21 protein-coding genes and 1 pseudogene are annotated in these 23,976 nt (G+C 63.3%); 12 read left to right on the forward strand and 10 right to left on the reverse strand.

The window, feature by feature from the left end; all coding sequences use genetic code 11:
* Positions 1-69: 69 nt before the first annotated feature.
* The 10 genes and pseudogenes from V1273_RS32325 to ugpB form a co-directional block, all read right to left on the reverse strand.
* Positions 70-774 carry a GntR family transcriptional regulator gene (locus tag V1273_RS32325; RefSeq protein ID WP_334379949.1) on the reverse strand — a complete coding sequence of 235 codons (705 nt, stop codon included), beginning with the start codon at positions 772-774 and terminating at the stop codon, positions 70-72.
* Positions 771-1,199, reverse strand: a complete 429-nt coding sequence (hpxZ, locus tag V1273_RS32330) for an oxalurate catabolism protein HpxZ (RefSeq protein WP_334411946.1) — start codon at positions 1,197-1,199, stop codon at positions 771-773. Before hpxZ ends, V1273_RS32325 begins: the two co-directional genes overlap by 4 nt.
* A 2-nt stretch (positions 1,200-1,201) precedes the next feature.
* The gene (locus tag V1273_RS32335; RefSeq protein WP_334411947.1) at positions 1,202-2,599 is read right to left on the reverse strand and encodes an AtzE family amidohydrolase; all 1,398 of its coding nucleotides are present in this window, start codon (positions 2,597-2,599) and stop codon (positions 1,202-1,204) included.
* 7 nt (positions 2,600-2,606) lie between these two features.
* A complete protein-coding gene (locus V1273_RS32340) occupies positions 2,607-2,789 on the reverse strand; it encodes a DUF4089 domain-containing protein (RefSeq protein WP_334365398.1) in 183 nt (60 codons plus the stop codon).
* A 19-nt stretch (positions 2,790-2,808) separates the two neighbouring features.
* A pseudogene (locus V1273_RS32345) lies at positions 2,809-4,606 on the reverse strand (dipeptide ABC transporter ATP-binding protein).
* A 244-nt stretch (positions 4,607-4,850) separates the two neighbouring features.
* A complete protein-coding gene (locus V1273_RS32350) occupies positions 4,851-5,750 on the reverse strand; it encodes an ABC transporter permease (protein WP_334411948.1) in 900 nt (299 codons plus the stop codon).
* Between the two features lie 9 nt (positions 5,751-5,759).
* Entirely contained in the window at positions 5,760-6,773 is a 1,014-nt protein-coding gene (locus tag V1273_RS32355; protein WP_334411949.1) for an ABC transporter permease, read from the reverse strand.
* A gap of 228 nt (positions 6,774-7,001) precedes the next feature.
* The gene (locus V1273_RS32360) at positions 7,002-8,624 is read right to left on the reverse strand and encodes an ABC transporter substrate-binding protein (protein WP_334365402.1); all 1,623 of its coding nucleotides are present in this window, start codon (positions 8,622-8,624) and stop codon (positions 7,002-7,004) included.
* A gap of 229 nt (positions 8,625-8,853) precedes the next feature.
* A complete protein-coding gene (locus tag V1273_RS32365) occupies positions 8,854-9,804 on the reverse strand; it encodes an aminoglycoside phosphotransferase family protein (RefSeq protein WP_334411950.1) in 951 nt (316 codons plus the stop codon).
* A gap of 108 nt (positions 9,805-9,912) precedes the next feature.
* Entirely contained in the window at positions 9,913-11,235 is a 1,323-nt protein-coding gene (gene ugpB, locus V1273_RS32370; protein ID WP_334411951.1) for a sn-glycerol-3-phosphate ABC transporter substrate-binding protein UgpB, read from the reverse strand.
* Between the two features lie 626 nt (positions 11,236-11,861).
* Between ugpB and V1273_RS32375 the strand changes: the two genes are divergently transcribed.
* From V1273_RS32375 to V1273_RS32430, 12 genes are all read left to right on the forward strand, one after another.
* Positions 11,862-13,868 (forward strand): sensor histidine kinase, encoded by a 2,007-nt coding sequence (locus V1273_RS32375; protein WP_334412305.1) that lies wholly within the window; start codon positions 11,862-11,864, stop codon positions 13,866-13,868.
* Positions 13,838-15,583, forward strand: a complete 1,746-nt coding sequence (locus tag V1273_RS32380; protein ID WP_334365404.1) for an ATP-binding response regulator — start codon at positions 13,838-13,840, stop codon at positions 15,581-15,583. Before V1273_RS32375 ends, V1273_RS32380 begins: the two co-directional genes overlap by 31 nt.
* On the forward strand, positions 15,580-16,317 hold the full coding sequence (locus V1273_RS32385) for a response regulator (RefSeq protein WP_334411952.1): 738 nt from the start codon (positions 15,580-15,582) through the stop codon (positions 16,315-16,317). The genes V1273_RS32380 and V1273_RS32385 overlap by 4 nt, the downstream gene beginning before the upstream one ends.
* A 515-nt stretch (positions 16,318-16,832) precedes the next feature.
* Complete coding sequence (locus V1273_RS32390; RefSeq protein WP_334411953.1) at positions 16,833-17,444, forward strand: sigma-70 family RNA polymerase sigma factor; 612 nt, start codon at positions 16,833-16,835, stop codon at positions 17,442-17,444.
* Between the two features lie 178 nt (positions 17,445-17,622).
* A complete protein-coding gene (locus V1273_RS32395) occupies positions 17,623-17,958 on the forward strand; it encodes a hypothetical protein (RefSeq protein ID WP_334411954.1) in 336 nt (111 codons plus the stop codon).
* A 100-nt stretch (positions 17,959-18,058) separates the two neighbouring features.
* A complete protein-coding gene (locus tag V1273_RS32400; protein WP_334365408.1) occupies positions 18,059-18,748 on the forward strand; it encodes a cytochrome c biogenesis CcdA family protein in 690 nt (229 codons plus the stop codon).
* Between the two features lie 16 nt (positions 18,749-18,764).
* The gene (locus V1273_RS32405; protein WP_334365409.1) at positions 18,765-19,331 is read left to right on the forward strand and encodes a thioredoxin family protein; all 567 of its coding nucleotides are present in this window, start codon (positions 18,765-18,767) and stop codon (positions 19,329-19,331) included.
* 146 nt (positions 19,332-19,477) lie between these two features.
* On the forward strand, positions 19,478-20,878 hold the full coding sequence (locus tag V1273_RS32410) for a cytochrome ubiquinol oxidase subunit I (RefSeq protein WP_334411955.1): 1,401 nt from the start codon (positions 19,478-19,480) through the stop codon (positions 20,876-20,878).
* Positions 20,875-21,885: a cytochrome d ubiquinol oxidase subunit II gene (gene cydB / locus V1273_RS32415; RefSeq protein ID WP_334365412.1), complete on the forward strand. Its 1,011-nt coding sequence runs from the start codon at positions 20,875-20,877 to the stop codon at positions 21,883-21,885. Before V1273_RS32410 ends, cydB begins: the two co-directional genes overlap by 4 nt.
* A gap of 29 nt (positions 21,886-21,914) precedes the next feature.
* The gene (locus tag V1273_RS32420) at positions 21,915-22,013 is read left to right on the forward strand and encodes a DUF2474 domain-containing protein (protein WP_334379939.1); all 99 of its coding nucleotides are present in this window, start codon (positions 21,915-21,917) and stop codon (positions 22,011-22,013) included.
* 176 nt (positions 22,014-22,189) lie between these two features.
* Positions 22,190-22,789 (forward strand): L,D-transpeptidase, encoded by a 600-nt coding sequence (locus V1273_RS32425; protein WP_334379938.1) that lies wholly within the window; start codon positions 22,190-22,192, stop codon positions 22,787-22,789.
* 55 nt (positions 22,790-22,844) lie between these two features.
* Complete coding sequence (locus V1273_RS32430) at positions 22,845-23,885, forward strand: amino acid ABC transporter substrate-binding protein (protein WP_028351901.1); 1,041 nt, start codon at positions 22,845-22,847, stop codon at positions 23,883-23,885.
* The last annotated feature ends 91 nt before the right edge of the window (positions 23,886-23,976 follow it).

Raw genomic sequence — 23,976 nt, forward strand, 5'->3', positions numbered from 1 at the left:
ATGGACCCCGGCTCTGCAGCGCATCACTGCGTGCTGCGCTGCGTCCGGGGCACGCATGCCGAGAGAATCTTACACCGACACCGCGTAAATTTCGTACTCCCCGCGCACCAGTTCGATATGCGCGCGCATCGCGGCCGCAGCGCCCACCTTGTCGCCGCGCATGATCGCGACCACGACGCGGTCGTGCTCGGCATGCGATTTTGCCAGCCGCCCGAGATTGCGGAACTGGGCGCGGCGGAATGGCTGCACGCGCACCCGCGTCGCCAGCGTCATCTCGGCAATGTAGCTGTTCTGCGAACCGGCATAGATCGCGTTGTGGAAACGCTCGTTGACTGCGTGAAAGCGTTCGGGATTGCCGGCATGGCTCAGCACCCGCAATTCTTCATGGATCGCCTCCAGCTTCTGACGGTCCCCTGGCGGCATCCGTTCGGCCGCGAGCCCCGCGCACAACGCTTCCAGCTCCGCCATCGCTTCGAACATTTCGGTCAGGCGGTCCAGCGACGGCTGCGCCACCACCGCGCCGCGATGGGCCCGCGCCTCCACCAGGCCGCTCGCCACGAGTTGTCGCAGGGCCTCGCGCACCGGCGTGCGCGACACGGCAAAGCGCCGGGCGATATCGGTCTCGTCGAGCGCCGATCCCGGCGGCAGCACACCGCGCACGATCTCGTCGGCGAGCTGCAGCCGCAGTTCTTCTGCGCGCGTGACCTTGTCCCGCTGCGACGAAGGGCGATCGACGCGGCGAACCGTGGCTTCCGGCAGATCTTCCAGACTCATGCCTTTTGATCCATTTGCTTGGAAGACGTTTGCTCGCAAGATTCGGGCTCGTCGATGATGCTGACATGGGCCGCGACGATCTTCCAACCTTCGGGAAACCGTATCCAGGTTTGCATCTGCCGCCCGACCCTTCCGGGTGCGCCGTCGCGATAGAACAGCGTCGAGGCGACCGCGGTATCGCGGCCATAGGTCGTGATCACCGTCTTGTCGGTCCGCCGCATCAACCCGACCGGCGAGCGCGCGGCGCGGAACGCCATAATGGCGTCGTAGCCGTAGAGATTTTCGCCGATGCCATAGCGCAGCGTGCGGGGATCGTCGCGGAACAATTCGTCCAGCACCGCCACGTCGTTCGACACCAGCGCCTTTTCGTAGCGTTCGAACTGCGCGGTGACTTCGGCGAGCACGTCGGGAAGATCGATCTCCATGCTCACAATCCTCTCGGCGCGGGTGCCGCGGCGGCGCCCATCCGCTCCAGCGCATGCGCAACCCGCAAGGCGATATCTTCCCGCCACGGCGCGGCGATGATCTGCACGCCGATCGGCATCGGCTCGAGCGGCACCGGTACCGCCACCACCGGAAGACCGATGAACGAAATCGGCTGGGTGTGGATGCCGATATTGGCGCGCACCGGCAATTCGACGCCATCGAGCGTAAAGGTTGCCTGGCCGAGCTTGGGCGCGATGCAGGGCGTCGCCGGTGCGATGATTACGTCCACCGATTGGAACAGCTCCAACACCCTTGCCCGATACCAGCGGCGGAATTTCTGCGCGCGGTCGACCAGCGGAGCCGGGACCATCGCGCCCGCAATCAGGCGGTCGCGCACCGCGGGATCGAAATCGTTCGGACGCTGGCGCAGGCGATCGAGATGCAGCGACGCGCCCTCGGTCGTAGTGATGACGTAGGCCGCGGCGCGGGCGCGCGCGGCTTCGGGAATTTCGACCGTCTTGGTCGCGTTCAGCGCCTTGGCGATGCGCGCCACGGCCTCGACCGCTTCCGGAAAGACGTTCTTCTGAAAATACCCGCCGGCCACCGCGACCCGCAGGCCGTCGACGCCTTTCGCCAACAGCGGCGCAACCGGTTCGACCGGCCGTGTCGTGCAGGCGGCGTCGTCAGCGTCGGGGCCCTGCATGGCGTCATAGGCCAGCGCGAGATCGTCGACATTACGCGCCAAGGGACCCAGATGATCGAGGCTTGCGACAAAGGGGAACGAACGGGCGCGCGAAAGCCGGCCATAGGTCGGCTTCAAGCCGAAGACGCCGCAGAACGACGAGGGCACGCGGATCGAGCCGTTGGTATCGGATCCCAGGGCGATCGGAACAAGAGCGCTGCCGACCGCACTGCCAGAGCCGCCGGAGGAGCCGCCGGTCATCCGCGTCGGATCGTGCGGATTGCGCGACGGGCCGTCATGCACGTTCTCGCCGGTGAAGTCATAGGCGTATTCGCCCATGTTGAGCGCGCCGACCAGCACGGCGCCGGCTGCTTCCATGCGCTCGATCAGCGTGGCGTCGCGCGGTGATGGGGCGAGATCGCGGTTGATCTTCGATCCAGCGCGGGTGGCGAGACCCTTCACGTCGAACAGGTTCTTCACCGCGAAGGGAACGCCAGCGAGCGGGCCGACCTTCTGACCGGCGGCGATGGCGGCATCGACCGCGCGGGCTTTCGCGCGCGCGCGATCGGCGGTGATGTCGGTAAACGAGTTCAGCACGGAATCATATTTGGCGATTCGCGCCAGTGCGGCTTCGGTCGCGTCGAGTGCGGACAGCTTGCCGCCTGCGACGGCCTGCGCGATTTGTTGGGCCGATAGCCCATCACTGTTCACGGTCATGGCCTTGTCACGCTGTGTAGACGCTGGCCGGCTCGATCTCGTCCGGCAGCGGGAATTCGTCGACCAGCCGCGCCAGCCTCAGCGACACTTCGAGGTTCGCCCGCACCGCCGGCCGCCAGGCTTCTTCAACCGGCAGCGCCAGCGCCTTGGCGACGGCGTCGATGTAATTATCCAGGGGATCGGCGGCCATTTCGCTTCCATTCGAGTTTCTAGTGAACTGGCAACGGCGGATGCGGGATCGCCGTCAGCAATTCCTTGGTGTAGGCGTCCTGCGGATCGCCGAGCACACGCTCCGACGAGCCCTGCTCGACGATTCGCCCCGCCCGCATCACGATGACACGATCGCAAAGCAGACGCACCACATTCAGATCATGCGACACGAACAAATAGCTCATGCCCATCGACGCTTTCAGATCCTGTAGTAGATTGAGCACCACGGCCTGCACGGAGACGTCGAGCGCCGCGGTTGGCTCGTCGAGGATCACGAGTTTCGGATGCAGCGCGATTGCGCGAGCGATGCCGACGCGGGCTTTTTGGCCGCCGGACAGTTGATGCGGGAAACGATCGAGCAGATCGACGGGCAGGCCGACCAAACCGGCGAGCTTCTCGCAGCGAGCGCGCAGCGCGTCGCGCCCCTTGATGTCGCCGAGCTGCAGAAGCGGATCGGCAATGGCGCGTGCCGCGGTGAAGCGCGGGTTGAGGCTGTCGGTCGGATCCTGGAACACCATCTGAATGCTCTTGCGCAGCGGCAGCCGCGCAAAGGCCTGCGGCAGGATGGCGCCGATCTCCTCGCCGTCGAAACTGATGCGCCCGGAGGTCTGATCCAATAGCCGCATCACCATCATCGACGTCGTCGATTTGCCGCAGGCCGGATTCGCCGACGAGGCCAACGCTCTCGCCGTGGCCGACGGTGAAGCTGATGCCGTCAACGGCGCGGAAGACTTCCGCCTCCACCGGCGGCTTGCGAGAGAACAGTTTTGACAGCACCGCGCTTGCGCCCTGGCGCGGGTATTCTTTCACCAACTTCTCGACGAGAAGTAGAGGCTTCTCCATCTCCCCGCTCTTCGCAGGGAGAGGGTCGGGGTGAGGGGCGGCCTCCGCGAGCACGATGCGCGGAGAGTCCCCCTCACCCGCCGCACTTCGTGCGACGGCCTCTCCCCGCGTGCGGGGAGAGGCTAAAACCTCCTCCTCCGGAAGCAGATCCCGCAACGACACGCCGATCCGCGGCGTCGCGCGCATCAGCTTCTTGGTGTAGGCGTGCTCGGGCTTTGCAAAGATGTCCGCCGACTTCGCGGTCTCCACCACTCGGCCCTTCTCCATCACCACCACGCGGTCGCAGTAGGCGGCGGCGAGGCCCAGATCGTGCGTGATCAGGATCGTCGACATGTGCCGGCGCTTTGTCAGCTCCACGATCAGGTCCATCACGGCTTTCTGCGTGGTGACGTCGAGTCCCGTCGTCGGCTCGTCCGCGATCAAAAGCTGCGGATTGCAGGCCAGCGCCAGCGCGATCACGACGCGCTGGCACATGCCGCCCGAAAGTTCGAACGGATAGGCATGATAACGCTCGCGCGGACGGGCGATCTTGACCTGCTCCAGCGCCTCGATCGCCTTCTCGCCGCGATCGCTGGCTGCGCTCTGCACGTGCTGGCGCAGCACGTCCTCGATCTGGTCGCCGACCTTGCGGATCGGGTTGAGCGCGGCGCGCGGGTTCTGGAAGATCATCGAGATTTCACGGCCGCGCAAATCGCGCATCTCGTTTTCGCTCGCGGCCTTGACGTCGATGCCGGAGAACATCACCGAACCGTCGGCGATCCTGCCGGCGCGGTCGAGGATCCGCATCACGGCATATGACGTCACCGACTTGCCGGAGCCGGATTCGCCGACGATGCCGAGCGTCTCGCCCTTGGCAACTGAAATGTTGACATGCTGCACGGCCTTGACGATGCCGCGTCGCGTGGTGAACTCGACGGTGAGGTCGTTGACGTCGAGCAGGGGCTGGGCGGTCATGACGACCTCCGCAAAAATATCGAAAACAACCCCATGCAAAGTAGAACGAGGTTGGATTCACTGGATAATCTTCGAGAGTGATTCGCGCGTAAGTTGGGCACAACTCTCTCATTCCCTCCCCCCTTGCGGGGGAGGGGCAGGGAGAGGGGTAGCCACAAACTCCCATCTCTCCCGCGGCCACCCCTCTCCCCAACCCTCCCCCGCAAGGGGGGAGGGAGCGCAGCTGCGAGCGTGGAGACACCCATCACGTCCTCCGCTGCGGATCGACGATGTCGCGCAGGCCGTCGCCGAGCAAATTGAAGCAGAACACCGCAATCATCAGCGCCAACCCCGGAAACAGCGCGATCCACCATTCGCCCGACACCATGAAGGTGGCGCCTTCCGCGACCATGATGCCCCATTCCGCCGTCGGCGGCCGCACACCGAGCCCGATGAAGGAGAGGCCTGCGGCGTTGAGGATCGCGTAGCCCATGGTCAGCGACATCTGCACGATCATGATCGGCATGATGTTGGGCAGGATGTGCACCAGCAGGATCCGCATCTCGCCATTGCCTGACAGCCGCGCCGCCTGCACGAAGCCGGCGTTGCGGCGCACATTGGCTTCGGCGCGGGCGACGCGGGCATAGAGCGGAAAGTTCACGATCGCCGTGGCGAAAATGATGTTCTGCACGGTATTGCCGAGTGCCGCCACGATGCCCATTGCCAGCACGAACAGCGGAAACGCCATGATGGTGTCGGCGATGCGCCCGACGATGCGGTCGGTCCAGCCGCCGAAATAGCCGGCGGCGATGCCGGCCAGTCCGCCCATCAGGAACACCAGCCCCACCGAGGCGATCGCGATGAAGGTATCGAGCCTTGTGGCGACGATGACGCGGCTGAAGATATCGCGGCCCAATTGGTCCGTGCCGAACCAATGCGCCGCCGACGGCGGCTTCAACGCCGCAGCGGTATCGCTGGCGAGCGGATCGTAGGGAACGATGTAGGGGCCGAAGATCGCGGCAAACAGGATGATGACGAGCAAACCGAAAGCAAAGGCGGTGACGCGGTTCTCGCCGAGCACGTAGCCGATATGCTCGAACATCGCCGCCAAACCCGAGGTGCGGGCGGGAGCAGCAGGTTCAACGGCAGGCGCAACGCTACTCATCTTTGAACCTCACCCCTCAAGCCGCACGCGTGGATCGATCACGCCGTAGAGAATGTCGATGACCAGATTGAGCAGCACGTACATGACCGCCATGGTCAGCACGAAGCCCTGCACCGGCGCGAAGTCCGACGAGATCAGCGCTTCCACCGCATAGGAACCGATGCCGGGCCACGCGAACACCTTCTCGACCAGCACGTTGGCCCCGAGCAGAAACGAGAACACCATGCTGAGCGTGGTTATGACGGGCAGCATCGCGTTGCGGAACGCGTAGGTGACGATCACGGTCGATGGAGAAAGCCCGCTGGCGCGCGCGGTGCGGACGAAGTCAGAGGCCAGCACCGCCAGCATCGAGGCCCGCGTCATGCGCGCAATCGGCGCCAGCGAGAAGACCGCCAGCGTCGCCGCCGGCAGGATGAGCTGGCTCAGCGCCGAACGAAACGTCTCGAACTCGCGCGCGATCAGGGCGTCGATGAGATAGAGACCGGTCACGGTCGGCGGCGCGCTGTAGAACACGTCGAGCCGGCCGAGCGGTGCCGGCGACCAGCCGAGCCTGAAATAGAACAAGTACACCAGCACGAGGCCAGTAAAGAACACCGGCAGCGATACGCCGGCCGTTGTCGTGATCCGGCAGAGGTGATCGATCCACGAGCCCGGCCGGGTCGCGGCGAGCACGCCGAGCGGAATCGCGATCGTGATCGAGACGATGAGGCCGAGCAGCGTCAGTTCGGCAGACGCCGGCAGGCGGTTGCGGATTTCGGTCGCAACCGGCTGGCCTGTGGTCAGCGAGTTGCCGAAATCGCCATGCGCGAGATCGTTGGTGTAGCGGAAGAACTGCTCAATCAACGGCTTGTCGAAGCCGAGTTTCTTGCGGATCTGCTCGATCGCTTCCTTGCTCGCAGCGGGCCCGGCGAAATAGGCGGCGGGATCGCCCGGCAGCGCGCGCGTCAGCAGGAAGGTGACGATCACGACCCCGATGAGCGAGGGTAGAGCAAACATCAGCCGCTTGCCGATCATGGTCAACATGATCCGCTCCCGGTGATGAGACGAGGTGCTGCCGCAGGCGCAATTGCGCTCCCTCCCCCCTTGCGGGGGAGGGCTGGGGAGAGGGGTGGCGGCAACGGCGGGGCGTGTGGCTTACCCCTCTCCCCGTCCCTCCCCCGCAAGGGGGGAGGGAGTGAGAGAGCATTGCGTCCCTCACAGCAAAAGAGAGCGGAGCAAGTCAGCATTTCGCCTACCGCCAGCATCATCCACTCACGCCTTCACCAGCGCGCGATAATCCAGCCTCCGGTGGAACCAGTATTGATAGCCGGACACGTTCTTCTGCATCGCGACGTTGACGTAGGGCTGATACAGCGGGATGCGCGGGATGTCCTTGAAGGCGAGATCGACGAAGCCTTTGACGTCAGCATCGTATTTGGCCGTGTTGCCAATTGCCGCCGCGTCGACGGCGCCGTGGATGAATTCGTCCATCGGCTTCGACTGGTAGCTCATGGTGTTGAAGATCGAATTCTTGCCGTCGTAGCACCAGATGAAGAAATATTCGGGATAGTCGAGCCAGCCGGAGAACACGTTGGTGTAGAGCGGCAGCACCTTCTTGTTCAGTTCGGTGCGCCAGTTGGCGCCGGGGATCTTGTTGATCGTGGTCTTGATGCCGATTTGCGCCAGGCTCTCCTGCACCAGAACGCAGAGCGGCTCGTTGACACCGGCAAAGCCGAGATCAAACGACAGCGTGGTCTCAAAACCGTTGGGGTAGCCGGCCTCCGCCAGCAATGCCTTGGCTCTTGCGATATCGGTGACGTATTTGGTCGGCTGCGGCCAGGCCACCTCGGTCGCCTTGTCGGCTGCGGCGCCGAACATCGGCTTGGCCAGGCCGAACAGCACCGCATCCATGATCTTCTGGTAGGGAATCGCGCAGGCGACGGCCTCGCGGACCTTGACGTTGTCGAACGGCGCGATCTTGACGTTCATGCCGATATACTGGACGCCGTTGGAATAGGGCACCGAGACGATGTTGAGCTTGCCGCTGTCCTTCAGCTCGACGAAATCCTTGTTCGGCAGATCGTAGGAAATATCGGCATCGCCGCGCTCCAGCAGCGCGCGGCGGTTGCCGGCCTGCGGCACCATGCGCCAGATCACGCGCTTGACCTTCGGCAAGGGACCGCCGACCCAGGCGTCGTTGCGCTCCATGATGACTTCGGTGCCGGCCGTCCACTTCACCACCTTGTAGGCACCGGAGCCCGCGGTCTGCTGCTTGGTGTATTCGAGGCCCCACGGATCCTTCTCGGTGGCGTTCTTCTTCACCAGCTCGGAATTGACGATGCACGGCACGATGACCGCGAGATCGGGGATGGTGAGGCGGTCCTTCTTGGCGAAATCGATCCGCACCGTGTTGTCGTCGACGACGACGAACTGCTCGGTCTTGGTCAGCGAGCCCGCGCCCATCTGGAACGTCGGAAAGCCGCCGACGCTGACGGCGCGATCGAGCGACCATTTGACGTCCTTCGCCGTGACCGGCGCGCCGTCGTGGAATTTCGCGTTCTTCTTCAATTTGAAGGTCACCGACATGTCGCCGACCTTCATGTCCTCGGCGAGTTCGGGCTTGAACTTGTCGCGGTCGTAATACGGCACGCCGCCCGGACCGCTCTTCATCTCGTGGCTGATCAGGCGGTCGTAGCAATTCCACGACACCTCATAGCCGGGCACGTTGGTGCCGACGCCGTGAATGTCGAGATTGTTGGGGCCGCTTTCCGAGACGATCAGCAACGTTTCCGACCGCGCTTGCGCCTTGGCGGAGGACCAAATCGCCGGAGCCGGCGTGAGCGCGCCGGCGGCCGCCAACCCCGACACGGATTTGAGGAAATCGCGACGCTTCATGGGTGATGCTCCAACGCCCGAGGGAAAACGGCTTTGGAACTGGAATCGCAAGGTTCGTGCCAACGTTTAAGGAAAACTTACTTTCACGCCAACTCATTGATGCTGCTGGCGAATGCGTCCGACGCGAAATGGCGTCCGGGGACGCGGCATCCTGGCGGATTGCATACAGAGATGCATATTTGCTCAATTAATGTGCAGTCGTTTCGAGCGCTCCATTGCTGTGCTCCGCTCAAATTGGCCAGAGCAAATCCTGCAATTCATGGAGGTCCGCGGCCTTCTCCTGCCATCCCTCGATGCAGAATGCCCTGACCGGATCGCTGGCCCGATGCAGCAGCATCAGCGCGAGCAGCCGCCGCTTCAGTTCGGGCGTGATATCTGCGGCTGAATATCCAAAACCCTCGAACAGGCTTCGCACCCGCCGCGGCATGCCGGCGGTCATGAAGGCGCTGGGACCAAGCAGGTCATACTCGCCCCTCCCTGTCATCACGTCGCCGAAATCGATCAACCCCGCGAGCCGCCAACCCGAACCGCCGCTCAGCAGGAAGTTTTCCGGAATGTATTCGCCGGTCAGGATCACCGCTGGCCCCTCCAGCGCGACCAGCGAGCTCGCATCGCGCAGCAAATCGTCCAGGCCGTCGAGAAATTTCTGCGGCAATCCGAGACGCGCGTGCCGGGCGCGGCACCCTTCGATCTGCCGGCGCATGAAGACATCCCAGCCCGGCTCGATCTGCCCAAGCGGCCCGACGGGAACACGCTGCACCTCGGCGATGGTCTCGCCAATCTCGGCAAGCAAACGCTCCTTGTCCGCTTCCGGCAGCGATGGCCAGGCATCCACGCCCAACACGCCTGATAGCCGCGTGATGACGAGATATGGCCAGCCGTCGCGCTCCCCTTCGGCGACGATTTCGGGGATCGCGACACGAAGCCGTCCGCGAAGCTGCGCGAGCGCGCCACGTTCCGAGACGAATTGGGCGCGCAGAAATGGCGGAAAGATTTTGAGGATGAGTTTTTCGTCGAGGGCCATGACGAGATTGGTGCCGGTGGAGAAGACGTGCGGCGCTGCGCACGCCAGGCCATGGCCGCGAGCGATATCGCGCGCGATCGGCAGCCATTGCGCCGGATCGGCGCGAAAGGCGCGGAAGGGCTCGTAGCCGGTAAATGGCGGCAAAGATGCGGTCATGCGGGCACTGAACTTTGTTTGTCGTCATTGCGAGCGAAGCGAAGCAATCCATACCTCAGCGCGGAGACAGATGGATTGCTTCGCTGCGCTCGCAATGACGCTGTGAGATTACCGATCCGGGTTGGCCCGCTCGAACTGGCGCAGCAGGCGGTTGCCGCGCTCGACGGCGGCGTCGAGCGCCGCCTGCACAGTGCGCTTGCCGCTGAAGACCTGCTCCAGCTCGTCTTCGATGGCGTCGCGGATCAGCACAAAGGACCCAAGCCGGATTCCCTTCGAATTCTCGGTCGGCGGCTTCAAAGTCATCTGCTCGATTCCGATCGCAGTGCCCGGATTGCGATCGTAGAAGCCCTGCGCGCGGGTGAGATCGAAAGCGGCGCGGGTAATCGGCAGATAGCCGGTGTTCTGGTGCCAGGCGGCCTGAACCTCGGGCTTGGAGAGATAGGCGAAGAACCGCGCAACGCCGGTGTATTCGGCGTGCGGCCGGTCGCGCAGCACCCATAGCGTGGCGCCGCCGATGATCGAGTTTTGCGGGGCGCCGGCGATGTCGGGCCGGTATGGGATCATGCCGTAGCCGACCTCGAATTTGGAATTGGCCTTGATGTCGGCGCGAGTCCCGGAAGAGCCGATGAAGATGGCGCATTCGCCCTTTTGAAAGCGCGGCTCGGCCAATTCCCCGCGGCCGCTATAGTCGAAAACTTTCGTCGTCTGCCATTCCGCGAGTTGCGCGATGTGCCGAACCACGTCCGGATTGTTGAAGGTCAGCTCGGCATCGAGACCGCCAAAGCCGTTGCCCCGGGTTGCCAGCGCCAGATTGTGAAAGGCGGAAAAATTCTCGACATGGACCCACGACGGCCAGGATGTGGTGAGCCCGCAGGGCGAGCCAGCCGCACGCAGGCGCTTCGCCGCGGCGCCGACCTCGGCCCAGGTCTTCGGCGCCACCTCAGGGTCGAGGCCGGCGGCGCGGAACAGATCCTTGTTGTAGTAGAGGATTGGGGTCGAGACATTGAACGGGAACGAGAGCATATTGCCGGCGACGTCGGAATAGTAGCCGGTCACGGCCGGCAGATATGCCTCCGGCGAGAACGGCTCCGACTGGTCGCGCATCAACTCGAACACCGGATAGATCGCCCCTTTTGCCGCCATCATGGTTGCGGTGGCGATCTCGTTGACCTGAACGACGGCGGGCTGGCTTCGCGATCGGAATGCGAAGATCGCCGCCGTCACCGTCGCGGTGTAGTTGCCCTTGTAGGTCGGCACGATCCGGTAGTCGGACTGCGACGCATTGAAATCGGCCGCCAGCTTTTCGAGTTGCTTGCCGAGTTCCCCCGACATCGCGTGCCACCACATGATCTCCGTGGCGGCGTGGGCGGGGGACGCAAGCGCCATGGCGGCGAGCGCTGCGAGTTGCAAGAACCTCAAGGCCGATTTCACCGGTGATCATCCTGCTCTGCCGCGCGAGCGATGTACCCCGCCGCCGCGCCCTCATAAATCCCCGCGACCGCGGTTTCAATCCGCCGACATCACTGCAATGCACAATTAAAGATTGCAGCCGGCGCATCAGGGTAACCCCAGGATAGACCCCGCACCGCCATGCTACCAATAGCCAAGCATCGGCAAATTCTGCTAAAATTGCGTTGAACCTTTTCTCCCCGCTGCAGACTCCATCTCTAAGGGGATTTGTCGCCTGTGTATCGCCGCGCCAACCTTTCGCGGACCTTGGTGCTTGTTGTCGCGCTGTTGCTTACGGCGGTCTCAACGGGCGTTTTTGCGCGCGGATTTCCTGCCGCCGATCCCCGAAACGACAGGGATCGGATCGAAATGTTCCATTCCCGCCCGTGCGGCGCGGAACAGGACCGTTCCGGACAGACCTGGACCGGTGCGATCGATCTCCACCGTACCAACGTTGCATTGATCGGGACGGTGGCGCCGTTATTGGTCGGGCGCCTTCGCAGAGTGGAGTGGATTTGACCGGCGCGCCGCAACAGCAGCGACCAGCGGAACGGCCGGCGAGCTTCGCCGCGCGCGGGCGCTTTCACGTCGTCCAATGGCTCCGCGCGGTGCCGATCCGATGGCGCATTCTGTCGATCGCGGGATTGAACTCCGCCGTCGTCATGGTGCTCGCCGTCTTGATCTGGAACGGCGCCAACGTGCTGGGCTCTGCATGGGACGACGTCCGGCAGGTGCGGGAATCAGACAAGATCCTGGCGCACCTCGAAAGCGAAACCAGCCGGCTGCAGAACCTGATCCACCGCTACATCAACCAGCCAAGCCCTGAGCTGTTCGCCGAGATCCTGCTGCTGCGAGAGGCCGTACTGGGCACGCTCACAACGCGCGCCTCGAACGACCCGATGCTATCGGGGTCAGTCGAGCGGCTCGAACAGGTCACCGACCGTTTCCTCAACGGCTTCGGCGAATTGCGCGCCGTGCAGGCCACCATCACCAAGACCTATGAGCAGCAGGTGCTGGGACCGGCCCGGGAGATGGCCGGGCTGTATTCGATCATCGAAGGCGCCACCGGGCATCGCGACGCGCAGATCTGGCCCGCGCTCGGCAAATCGCGCGAGGCGTTTACGGCCATGCTGGTTGCCGCCAACGCCTATTACCTGTCGCCCGCCTCAGGCTCCGCCGAGGACGCCCGCAGGAATACCGAGACGATCGAGAAGACCATCCCCATGATGACCGATCTGGCAGATAATGATTTGCAGCGCATGGCACTGACGCGGTTGCAGGCCCGGACCGTGGCGCTGCGCGACGGCATGGCCAAACTGACCGAACAGCTCGCGGTCCGGACCGAACTCTTGCGCAATACCATCGATGCCAGCCAGGCCGAGGCCATTGCGGTTATCGACGAGCTATCGGACAAGATGCGCCAGCGCGAGCAAAAGGCGCAGGAGACTTTTGACAAGACGCTGTCAGGCATCTCGCGCCGGGTGCTGTCGATCGCCGTGATGTTCCTCGGCATCATCCTGTCCGCCGGCGTCTTGATCGCGCTCTCGATCCGTCTGCCGCTGCAGCAGATCCTGGCGGCGATGCATGCAATCACGTCGGGCAATTACGATCGCCGCGTACAGGGCACCACCGCGAGAGACGAGGTCGGCGCCATGGCGCGTGCGGTGGACGTCTTCCGCGAGAACGCCATCGCCAAGCGCAAGACCGAGGACGAACTGCGCGCCTCGAAGGAAAGAGCCGAGAGCGCGCTGCTCGAGCTCAACACCGCGCAGCAGAACCTGATCGACGCCGAGCGGCTGGCGGCGCTCGGCGGGCTGGTCGCCGGCGTCGCCCATGAGGTGAACAACCCGATCGGCATCAGCCTGACGGTGGCGTCGAGCTTTGCGCGCCGGGCTGAAACCTTCGAATCCGAGTTGCGGACCGGGCCGCTCCGTCGCTCCAAGCTCGACGAATTCGTCAAGAGCTCGCGCGACGCCGCCCAGCAACTGGTAGCGAACCTGCACCGCGCCGGCGAGCTGATCCAGTCGTTCAAGCAGGTGGCGGTCGACCGCTCGCACGCCGAGCGCCGGCAATTCAACCTGAGCGAGGCCACCGACCAGATCGTCGCGAGCTTAAGGCCGGTGTTGAAGAAAGCGGCGATCACGCTGTCGGTCGAGGTGCCGGAAGGGCTCGTCATTGACGGCTATCCCGGCTCGTACGGCCAGATATTAACCAATCTTTTCCTCAATGCCGCCAATCATGCCTTTGCTGATGGCCGCTCCGGCGCGATCACGATCTCGGCCCGGGCGCGCGGCAGCGACGATGTCGAGATCATCTTTGCCGATAACGGGGCCGGAATGACGCCGGACGTGCAACGGCAGGCGTTCGACCCGTTCTTTACGACGCGCCGCAACGAGGGCGGCACCGGACTGGGCTTGCATATCGTCTATAATCTTGTCACTCAACAGCTCGGCGGCCGGATGATGCTGGAGTCAAGGCTGGGACAAGGCACCACATTCCGCATTATCATGCCGAAAGTCGCCAGGGGCGGATCGACAGCCGGATCCACGAGTACAGACCAGACAGCAGCCGACGGAACTTCGCAATGGCCGAACAGGACGATGTCCTCCACCTGATCGACGATACCGGATTGGCTCCGGAGGACTCGTCCGCGCGCAAGTGGAAGATCGCCGTCATCGACGACGATGCCGCCGTGCACGAGGGCACGCGCTTTGCGCTCAGCGATTACAGTCTCAACGGCGCAACGCTGGAGATCCTGTCAGCCTATTCCGCGGCCGAAGGCCGCATCTTGATGCGCGACAATCCGGACATCGCGGCCGTGCTGCTCGACGTCATCATGGAGACCGACGTCGCGGGCCTGGAGCTGGTCGAATACATCCGCAACGAGATCAAGAACGAGACCGTCCGCATCATCCTGCGCACCGGCCAGCCCGGGCAGGCGCCCGAGCGCCGCGTCATCGTCCAGTACGACATCAACGACTACAAGGCCAAGACCGAGCTGACAGCCGACAAGCTGTTCACCTCGCTGACCGCGGCGCTGCGCAGCTACCAGCAGCTCGAGCGCATGGTGCAGACAAGGCGCGGGCTTGAAATCATCATCGACGCCGCCTCGACGCTGTACGATTTCAAATCGATGCAGCGGCTGGCGGAAGGGGTGCTGACGCAGCTCGCCTCGCTGCTCAATGTCGACTGCGCCGGCATTCTGGTGCTGCGCGACGACGGCGCTCCGGGGAGCGAATTCTCGGTGCTGGCGGGCTCGGGCTGTTACAGCCGGTTCATCGGCACGACCAGCTCCAAGGCGCTCGATCCGGACTTGCGGCAAATGGTGGAGGCCGCCTTCCAGCGCCGCAAAAACGAATTCGCCGACCACCGCAGCGTGCTGTACTTGCGGACCGGCAGCGGCCGCGAAGTGGTGGTGCTGTTGCAGGCCGAGCGCCAGCTTTCCGATACCGACCGCGCGCTGGTCGAGATTTTCTCCAGCCGGCTGTCGATCGCGTTCGACAACGTCATCCTCTATCGCCAACTGCATGAGGCCAACACCCAGCTCGAGGACCGCGTCGCCCAGCGCACCCGCGCGCTGATGCAGGCCAACCGCAGGCTCTCGGCGCAGTGGCTGCGGCTGCAGCGCGCCAACGGCTTCAAGAACGAAATTCTCGGCACCGTGGCGCACGATTTGAAGAACCCGCTCGGCGTGATCCTCGGCCGCACCGAGATGTTGACCGAATTGATCGGCGCGGGCTCGCCGAAGGAGAACGTCACCGCGCAGGTCGAGCACATCAGGGATGCCACCAAACGCCTGACCTCGATGGTCGATCACCTGATTTCGGATGCAATGGCGGATGCCTTCGACATCACCATCCGCCGCGAACCGGTCGATGTCGCCGCGCTCGTGACCGAGGTCGCCGATTCCAACCTGCCCTCGGCCGTCAACAAGCAGCAGGCCGTCACGGTGTCAGCCCCGCCGAATATCGTTACCATGTGCGACGCCGACCGGATCCGCGAGGCGATCGACAACCTCGTCAGCAACGCCATCAAGTATTCGCCGATCGGCGGCAAGATCACGGTCACTGTGAGCCATGAAGGCAGCGACACGGTGATTCGCATCGCCGACCAGGGCGCCGGCCTTTCGCCGGAGGATCTCGGCCGGCTGTTCGGCCGCTTCCAGCGGCTCTCGGCCAAGCCGACCGCCGGCGAAAGCTCGACCGGCCTCGGTCTGTCGATCGTCAAACGTATTATCGACATGCATGGCGGCCATGTGACTGCGGAAAGTGCCGGACCCGGGCAGGGATCGACATTTACGGTTACACTGCCTGCGACAGAGACGACATGACCCAGAGCCCGCATATCTTCATCGTCGACGACGAGGCGCCGGCCCGCGAGATGGTCGGCGATTACCTCAAGATGCACGGCTTCGGCGTCACCTTGTGCGACGGGGGAAAGAGCCTGCGCAAGGAGATCGAGAACGCCGTGCCCGACCTCGTCGTGCTCGACCTCAACATGCCCGAGGAAGACGGGCTTTCGATCATTCGCGACCTCAAGAGCCGCATCAACGTCCCCGTCATCATGCTGACGGCGACCGCAAGCCCGATCGACCGTGTCGTCGGCCTCGAACTCGGCGCCGACGACTACATCGCAAAGCCCTGCGAGCTGCGCGAACTGATGGCGCGCATCCGCTCCGTGCTTCGCCGCAGCACGCCTGCCAAGACGGCGACGCCCGAGCCCGCGGCGGCCAAGGCGGAGAAGGAACAACTGGTGCGGTTCGGCACCAAATGGCTCGACCTCGAAGCCCAGGCGCTGCGCGACGACGAAGGCAACGAGCATCCGCTGACGGCCTCCGAATTCGGCCTCTTGAAAGTGTTCGCGGCGAATCCGAAGCGGGTGTTGTCGCGCGAGCGGCTGTTGGAATTGGCCAATGCGCGCGACGCCGAAGCCTTCGACCGCGCCGTCGATCTGCGCATCATGCGTATCCGCCGCAAGATCGAAATCGACCCCACCAAGCCCGCCGTGATCCGCACCATCCGAGGCGGCGGCTACCTGTTCTCGCCGAGCGGCGAGAAGGGTTAGGCTTTCTTTGTCGTCCATGCGAACGCACGGACCCATACGCCGCGGCGGTTATTTTGACCCGCTGGGTTAGATATCCTTTCCAGACAATAACGCCTTGCGGTTATGGGTCGCTGCGTTCGCAAGGACGACGGAATAGAGGCGAGGACATCTCAACATGTCGCCCCTGCGAACGCAGGGGCCCATAACCACAGGCGTTCGTAATTTCGCCTGGCTGGGGCTCCAGCGTATTTCGATAATCAACATCGGTGGTTATGGATCCCGGATCGCGCTCGCTACGCTCGCTTGTCCGGGACGACGGGATTTGTTCCGGGACCCAAATCTCATCTCTTCCAATTTTCCGCATATTGAAATTACTGGCATTTTGTCCCCGAATGTTTCGTCGCGGGCCCTGCAACGAAACAATTCTCTCCCGCACGAAACCATTTTCCCCTTTTCGAGCAGACATCCCGAAACGGAGGCTCATTAACAATTCTCCCAACGGAACGCCGCACCTCGTGGCGCAAGGGGAGCCTGTCATGTCGAACGTCATCGCCATCAACGCCGCAGCCAAGAAGTCGATTGCCGCCGCCCGCGCGACATCGGACGAAACGCTGCTGCAGAGTATTGCCAAGGGCGACCGCACGGCGATGCATGTACTTTACTCCCGTCATAACGTCCGGGTTTACCGCTTCGTGCTGCGCATGGTGCGTGACACCACGATGGCCGAAGACCTCGTCAGCCAGGTGTTCCTCGACGTGTGGCGGACCGCCGCCCAGTTCGAGGGCCGCTCGCAGGTTTCGACCTGGCTGCTGTCGATCGCCCGCTTCAAGGCGCTGACTGCGCTGCGCCAGCGCAAGCATGAGGACATCGAGCAGGACGACGTGCTGGAGATCGCCGACGAGGCCGACACGCCGGAAGCCTCGCTCGACCGCAGCAACACCAGCGCCATCCTGCGCGCCTGCGTCGCCAAGCTGTCGCCGGCACATCGCGAGATCATCAACCTAGTCTACTACCACGAGAAGTCCGTGGAAGAGGCCGGCGCGATCATCGGTATCCCCCAGAGCACGGTGAAGACCCGCATGTTCTATGCCCGCAAACAATTGGCCGAGTTGCTTAAGGGCGCCGGCGTGGACAGCATCGCCGCCTAAAGACAAGCGATTTCAAACAGTTAGATTGGTGATAGGGACGGAAAAACGGGCCGGGTTCGACGGACAAAGATTACTTCCGACGAAACAAATGAAACATTTCACGACATCACCCGGAAAAGCTCACCCCCTATACCGATCACCACCGACGTAAACGCCAACGCCGAACAGGAGAGCGAACATGCTGAAGCCGTCCTTCCGCTTTTTCATCGTCCCGCTCGGCGCCGTCGCAACCCTGGCCACCCTGTCGGCCCAGAACGTTCAGCCTCGCGCTCAGCGCGACGCCGGTTCGACGTTCGTGCGCGAACAGGTGGTCGATTGCGGCACCAAGAGTCCCAAGGAGATCTGTGTGATCTCCTACGACAGCGAGACCCCCGCTGAATGCTTCTTTACCTCCCAAGCTCCAGACTCCCAAGCGACCTCCAACGACCCGGCCGGGATGCCCCCCAGCCGGGTCGCTCTGTTTTGGGCTCCGGATTCCGTGTACGCGGGCCGAACGAGTCTCACACGGACGTGACGCCGGCTGAAGCGCCGCTGGCGTAACGCCCCGCCCCGTCACCGCGAAGTCCATCATGCACCCGGCAATGTCTCGCCGGGACTGGTGATGGATGCTTTCGATGCTCAATCTCGTACTCGCGCTGCTCGCAGGCGTCGTCACTGTGGCCGCGCCTTGCACGCTGCCAGTGCTGCCTATCCTCCTCGGGGCATCGGTCGGCCAGACCGGCAAGGCGCGGCCGGCAATGATCGCGCTCGGCTTTGTGATGTCATTCTCGATGGTGGCATTGCTGCTGGGCGCGATCACGCGCGCATTCGATTTCGATCCCAATCATCTGCGCAACGCCGCCGCGATTCTTCTAGTCGGTTTTGGATTATTGATGATCTGGCCGGCGCCGTTCGAATGGCTGTCGGTTCGCATCGGCGGCTTCGCCGGCGCTGCGGCGGCCTCCCGGCAGGGAATGATCGGCGGCTTCGTGCTCGGCACGACACTCGGCCTGGTCTGGACGCCTTGCGCCGGACCGGTCCTCGGCTCGATCCTGACCGTCATCGCCACGTCGAACGACACCGCCTGGGCCAGCCTGCTGCTGGTCGTCTACGCAATCGGCGCGGGCTTGCCAATGCTCGCGATCGCTTATGGCGGCCAGGCCGTCACCACCCGCGTTCGCAGCGTCGCACGGATCGCGCCGCGGCTGCAGCAGGGATTCGGCATCGTCGTCATAGCCTTCGCGCTGCTGTCTTACTTCCAATACGACACGCTGATCGTGTCGTGGCTGACCGGATTTTACCCCAACGGCCAGATCGGCCTCTGATGCAATGGAGATTGCCATGAATCTACGTTCGCTCGCCGCATCGGCTGCCATCGTTGCAGCATCTCTCGCGGGTTCAGCGTTACCTGCCGCCAGTGGCGAGGCGCCACGCGCGCTGGAAACGCCGCTTACCGTCGCCGCGGCGCCAGCCACCGCGCCCGATTTCGTCGGTCTCGGCAACTGGTTCAACTCGGCGCCGCTCAAGCTCGCCGATCTCCGCGGCAAGGTTGTGCTGGTGAATTTCTGGACCTATGGCTGCGTCAACTGCGTGAACACGCTGCCGCATGTCACCGCGCTCTACGCCAAATATAAGGACCGTGGCCTCGTCGTCGTCGGCATTCACACGCCGGAATTTCCGTTCGAGCGGTCTGCGTCCAACGTTCAGGCCGCGCTGAAGCGGCACGGCATCACTTATCCGGTGGCGCAAGATAACGACTCGCGAACCTGGAACGCTTACCGCAACCGCTATTGGCCGGCGCAATACATCGTCGACCAGAACGGAAAGATCGTATTCCAGCACGATGGCGAGGGTCAATACGAGCAGATCGAGCGCACGGTCGCCGGGCTCCTGAACGCGAATAGCTGAAATGCCGATCCGCGCAGCGCGCGCGGGTACTATCGTCGCACCCGGCGTGGTAGGCTCCGCGCCGGGTCCGGGCGCGATCTCCGAAAAACTGTCATCCAGTTTTAAAAAAAGATTGCGGCCGGCGAAACTAGCGACGGGTGGTGTCGATGTTCGAAGGCTGGGATGCGGTCGTATTGGCCCGGGCGCAGTTTGCTTTCACGATGTCGTTCCACATCATATTTCCCGCCTTCTCGATCGGGCTCGCCAGCTACCTCGCCGTGCTCGAAGCGCTGTGGCTCGCAACCGGGCGCGAGGTCTACATCAACCTGTTCAACTATTGGCTGAAGATCTTCGCCGTCGCCTTCGCGATGGGCGTGGTGTCGGGCATCGTGATGTCCTACCAGTTCGGCACCAACTGGTCGGCCTTTTCCGACAAGACCGGCCCGGTGATCGGGCCGTTGATGGCCTATGAGGTGCTCACCGCATTCTTCCTCGAAGCGGGTTTCCTCGGTGTGATGCTGTTCGGCCTGAACCGCGTCGGTCCAAAACTGCATTTTCTGGCGACGCTGATGGTCGCGATCGGGACGCTGATTTCGGCGTTCTGGATTCTGTCGGCCAATTCCTGGATGCAGACGCCGACCGGCCACACCGTCAATGAGGCCGGTCAGTTCATCGCCGCCGACTGGCTGAAAGTGATCTTCAATCCGTCGTTCCCATACCGTCTCGTGCACATGGTGCTGGCGGCGTATCTGACCACGGCACTGGTGGTCGGCGCAGTCGGTGCCTGGCACCTGTTGCGCGATCGGCACCTCGCCGGCCCGCGCGTGATGTTTTCGATGGCGATGTGGATGGCGACGCTGGTGGCGCCGATTCAGATCATCGCCGGGGATCAGCACGGGCTCAACACGCTGGAGCACCAGCCGGTGAAGATCATGGCGATGGAGGGCCACTTCGAGAGCCACAAGGACGGCGCGCCCCTGATCCTGTTCGGCCTGCCCAATCAGAGCGCCGGCAGGGTCGACTATGCGGTCGAAGTGCCGAAATTGGGATCGCTGATTCTAAAACAGTCGACGGACGCGCCGATGGCCGGCCTCGACACGGTCCCGCGCGAAAACTGGCCGCCGGTCGCCATCACGTTCTGGTCGTTCCGGATCATGGTCGGCATGGGATTGCTCATGCTGGCGCTTGGCTTGTTCAGCCTGTTGATGCGTATTCAGGGCAAGCTCTACGATTCCCGGCTGTTGCACATGTTCGCGGTCGCAATGGCCCCCGCGGGCTTCATCGCCGTGCTCGCGGGCTGGATCACCACCGAAGTCGGCCGCCAGCCGTTCACGGTCTATGGATTGCTGCGCACGGTTGAATCCGCCTCGCCGCTGGCGGCACCGGCCGTCGCCTCCTCGCTGATCGCCTTCATCATCGTCTATTTCGCGGTGTTCGCCGCCGGCGTGATCTACCTGCTGCGCCTGATGGCGGCGCCGCCGCATCCGGGTGAAGAGGGGCCGTCATCACACGAGGCGCCGATCCGCACCGCCGGCATCACGCCGGCTGCCCAGGGGGTCGGCTCATGAACATCGCGGTCGACCTCGCCACCGTCTGGGCCTTCATCATCGCCTTTGCCGTGTTCGTCTATGTCGTGATGGACGGTTTCGATCTCGGGCTCGGCATTCTGTTTCCGCTGTTTCCGGACAAGCGCGACCGCGACGTCATCATGAACAGCGTCGCCCCGGTGTGGGACGGTAACGAAACCTGGCTGGTGCTCGGCGGCGGCGGCCTGATGGCGGCCTTCCCGCTCGCCTATGCCGTGCTGATGCCGGCGCTGTACACCCCGATGATTGCGATGCTGCTCGGCCTCGTATTCCGCGGCGTCGCCTTCGAATTCCGCTGGCGCACGACCAAGGCGCGAAACAGGTGGGACATCGCCTTTTTCGGCGGGTCGTTGCTGGCAACGTTGGCGCAAGGCATTGCGCTCGGCGCTATCCTGCAAGGCGTGCATGTCGAAGGACGGCATTATGCCGGTGGCTGGTGGGACTGGCTGACGCCGTTCAGCATTCTGACCGGCATCTCGCTCGTGATCGGCTATTCGCTGCTCGGGGCGACATGGCTGGTCATGAAAACCGAAGGCGAGTTGCGTGACCGCGCCTATCATCTGAGCTGGATATTTTTGCTCACGATGCTGGGCGCGATCGGCGCGGTCAGCATCGCGACGCCGTTCCTCCATATACAGTACACCGAGCGCTGGTTCGCCTGGCCGAACGTCCTCATGACGGCACAGGTACCGATTTCGGTTGCTGTAGTCACCGCCCTGTTGCTGCGCAGTCTCGCCAACAAATACGACTACCAGCCGTTCTTCCTGACGCTGGCGTTGTTCGCGCTGTCCTATGCCGGGCTCGGCATCAGCATGTATCCCTATATCGTGCCGCAGAGCATCACGATCTGGCAGGCGGCGGCGCCGGAAAACAGCCAGCTCTTCATGCTGGTCGGCGTCGCCGGGCTGATCCCGCTGATCCTCGGCTATACCGCCTGGGCCTATTGGGTTTTTCGCGGCAAGGTCAAACCCGAGAGTGGATACCATTGAAGCCCAACGAGCCGGCCCGTCGTCCTCTGATGCAGCGCTTGCTGTGGTTTGCCGCGCTCTGGCTCGGCGGCGTCGGCACCGTCGTGCTGATTTCGTTTTTGCTGCGGCTGTGGATCGCGCCGAAATAAGGCAGGCGGGATATCCCATGAATTTGGTGGACCACGAAAATGGACGACATTTCAGTCACGTATCCGCCGCATTCGCCCTAAACTTGCCATCAAGCCAGCCCTGAGATTTGATGGTTCCGCTGATTTGCCAAAGCGCCAACCATTTGGCCGCCGCGCCAACAAGGAGAATTTTTGCGATGACAAAATTTCGGCACCTGATCTGGATGGTGATCGCCGCCGGCGGTCTGGTCCTTTCAGCTTCTCAGAGCCAGGCGCAGACGCGGCAGCCCGATGTCGGCGACCAGCCCGGTCTGCTGCCCGATGAATCCGTCGAACTCGATCCGCAGTTCAGGAAGACCGCGGTGCTCTATCGCACCAACGAAGCGCCGGGCACCATCATCGTCGTCACGGCCGAGCGCCACCTCTACCTGATCCAGGGCAACGGCCGTGCCTTGCGCTACGGCATCGGCGTTGGCCGCGAAGGATTTCAATGGCAGGGGCTTGTGAACATCACCCGCAAGGCGGAGTGGCCGGACTGGACGCCACCGCCGGAGATGATCGCGCGCCAGCCCTATCTGCCGCGTTTCATGGCTGGCGGCCCCGGCAACCCGCTCGGTGCGCGCGCGATGTATCTCGGCACCACCGTCTACCGTATCCACGGCACCAACCGGCCCGACACCATCGGCACCGCCGTCTCGTCCGGCTGCTTCCGGCTGGTCAACGCCGACGTCACCGATCTCTATGAGCGCGTGCCTGTCGGTACCAAGGTGATTATCCGGCAGAAGCCGGAACTGTAATTGCGACGCGGCCGCTCTGGCCGATCCATTCCCTCCGACTTAGTGAGTTCAAAAAATGCTACGGACATTTCGAGGCGGCCTCCTGATTGGGCTGGCTGTCGCAATCGCGATTGCGGCTGGCGCGATCACCTATGAGCGTTACGACACCAAGACGCTGAAGCGGACCATCCGGCGCGGCGAAGTGCTGTGCGGCGTCAACAAGGGCCTGCCCGGCTTCTCGATCCCCGATGACAAGGGCGACTGGACCGGCTTCGACGTCGATTTCTGCCGCGCAGTAGCCGCGGCGATCTTCGACGATCCCAAGAAGGCGAAATTCGTAGCGCTGGATGCCAACGAGCGCTTCAAGGAGCTGCAGAGCCGCAAGGTCGACATCCTCTCCCGCAACACGACCTGGAGCATGTCCCGCGAGAGCAACTACGCCCTCTATTTCCCGGCGGTCGCCTATTATGACGGCCAGGGCTTCATGCTGCCGCGCTCGCGCAACATCGATTCCGCGCTGGACCTCAACAACAGCAAGGTTTGCGTGCAGGAGGGCACAACGACGGTGCTCAATGTCGCCGACCATTTCCGCGCCAACAACATGAAGTATACCGAGGTCAAGTTTCCCAAGCTGGAAGACGTGCTCAAAGCCTATGAGGGCGGCAAGTGCGACACCTTCACCGCCGACGTTTCCCAGCTCTACGCGCTCCGCTTGAACCTGATCCAGCCGAGCGATCATGTCATCCTGCCCGACGTCATCTCCAAGGAGCCGCTCGCGCCCGTGGTGCGCCAGCGCGACGACGACTGGATGATGCTCGTGAAGTGGACGCTGTATGCGATGATCAACGCCGAGGAACTCGGCATCACTTCGAAGAACATCGACGAGGCGCTGAAGTCGAAGAAGCCCGATGTGATGCGGTTGGTCGGCACCGAAGGCGCCTATGGCGAAGATCTCGGCCTGCCCAAGGACTGGGCCGCCCGCATCATCCGCCATGTCGGCAATTACGGCGAGATGTACGACCGCAATGTCGGCGAGGGATCGAAGCTGAAGATCCCGCGCGGCCTGAATTCGCTGTGGAGCAACGGCGGCATCCAGTACGCCCCGCCGATACGGTAGGTCTCTCAACCACCACAAACTGTCGTCACCCGCGAAAGCGGGTGACCCAGTACGCCGCGGCCCATCGGCTCAAGCATTGCCGTCTCTGGAA

The organism is Bradyrhizobium sp. AZCC 1721 (assembly GCF_036924715.1).
GTDB lineage: Bacteria > Pseudomonadota > Alphaproteobacteria > Rhizobiales > Xanthobacteraceae > Bradyrhizobium.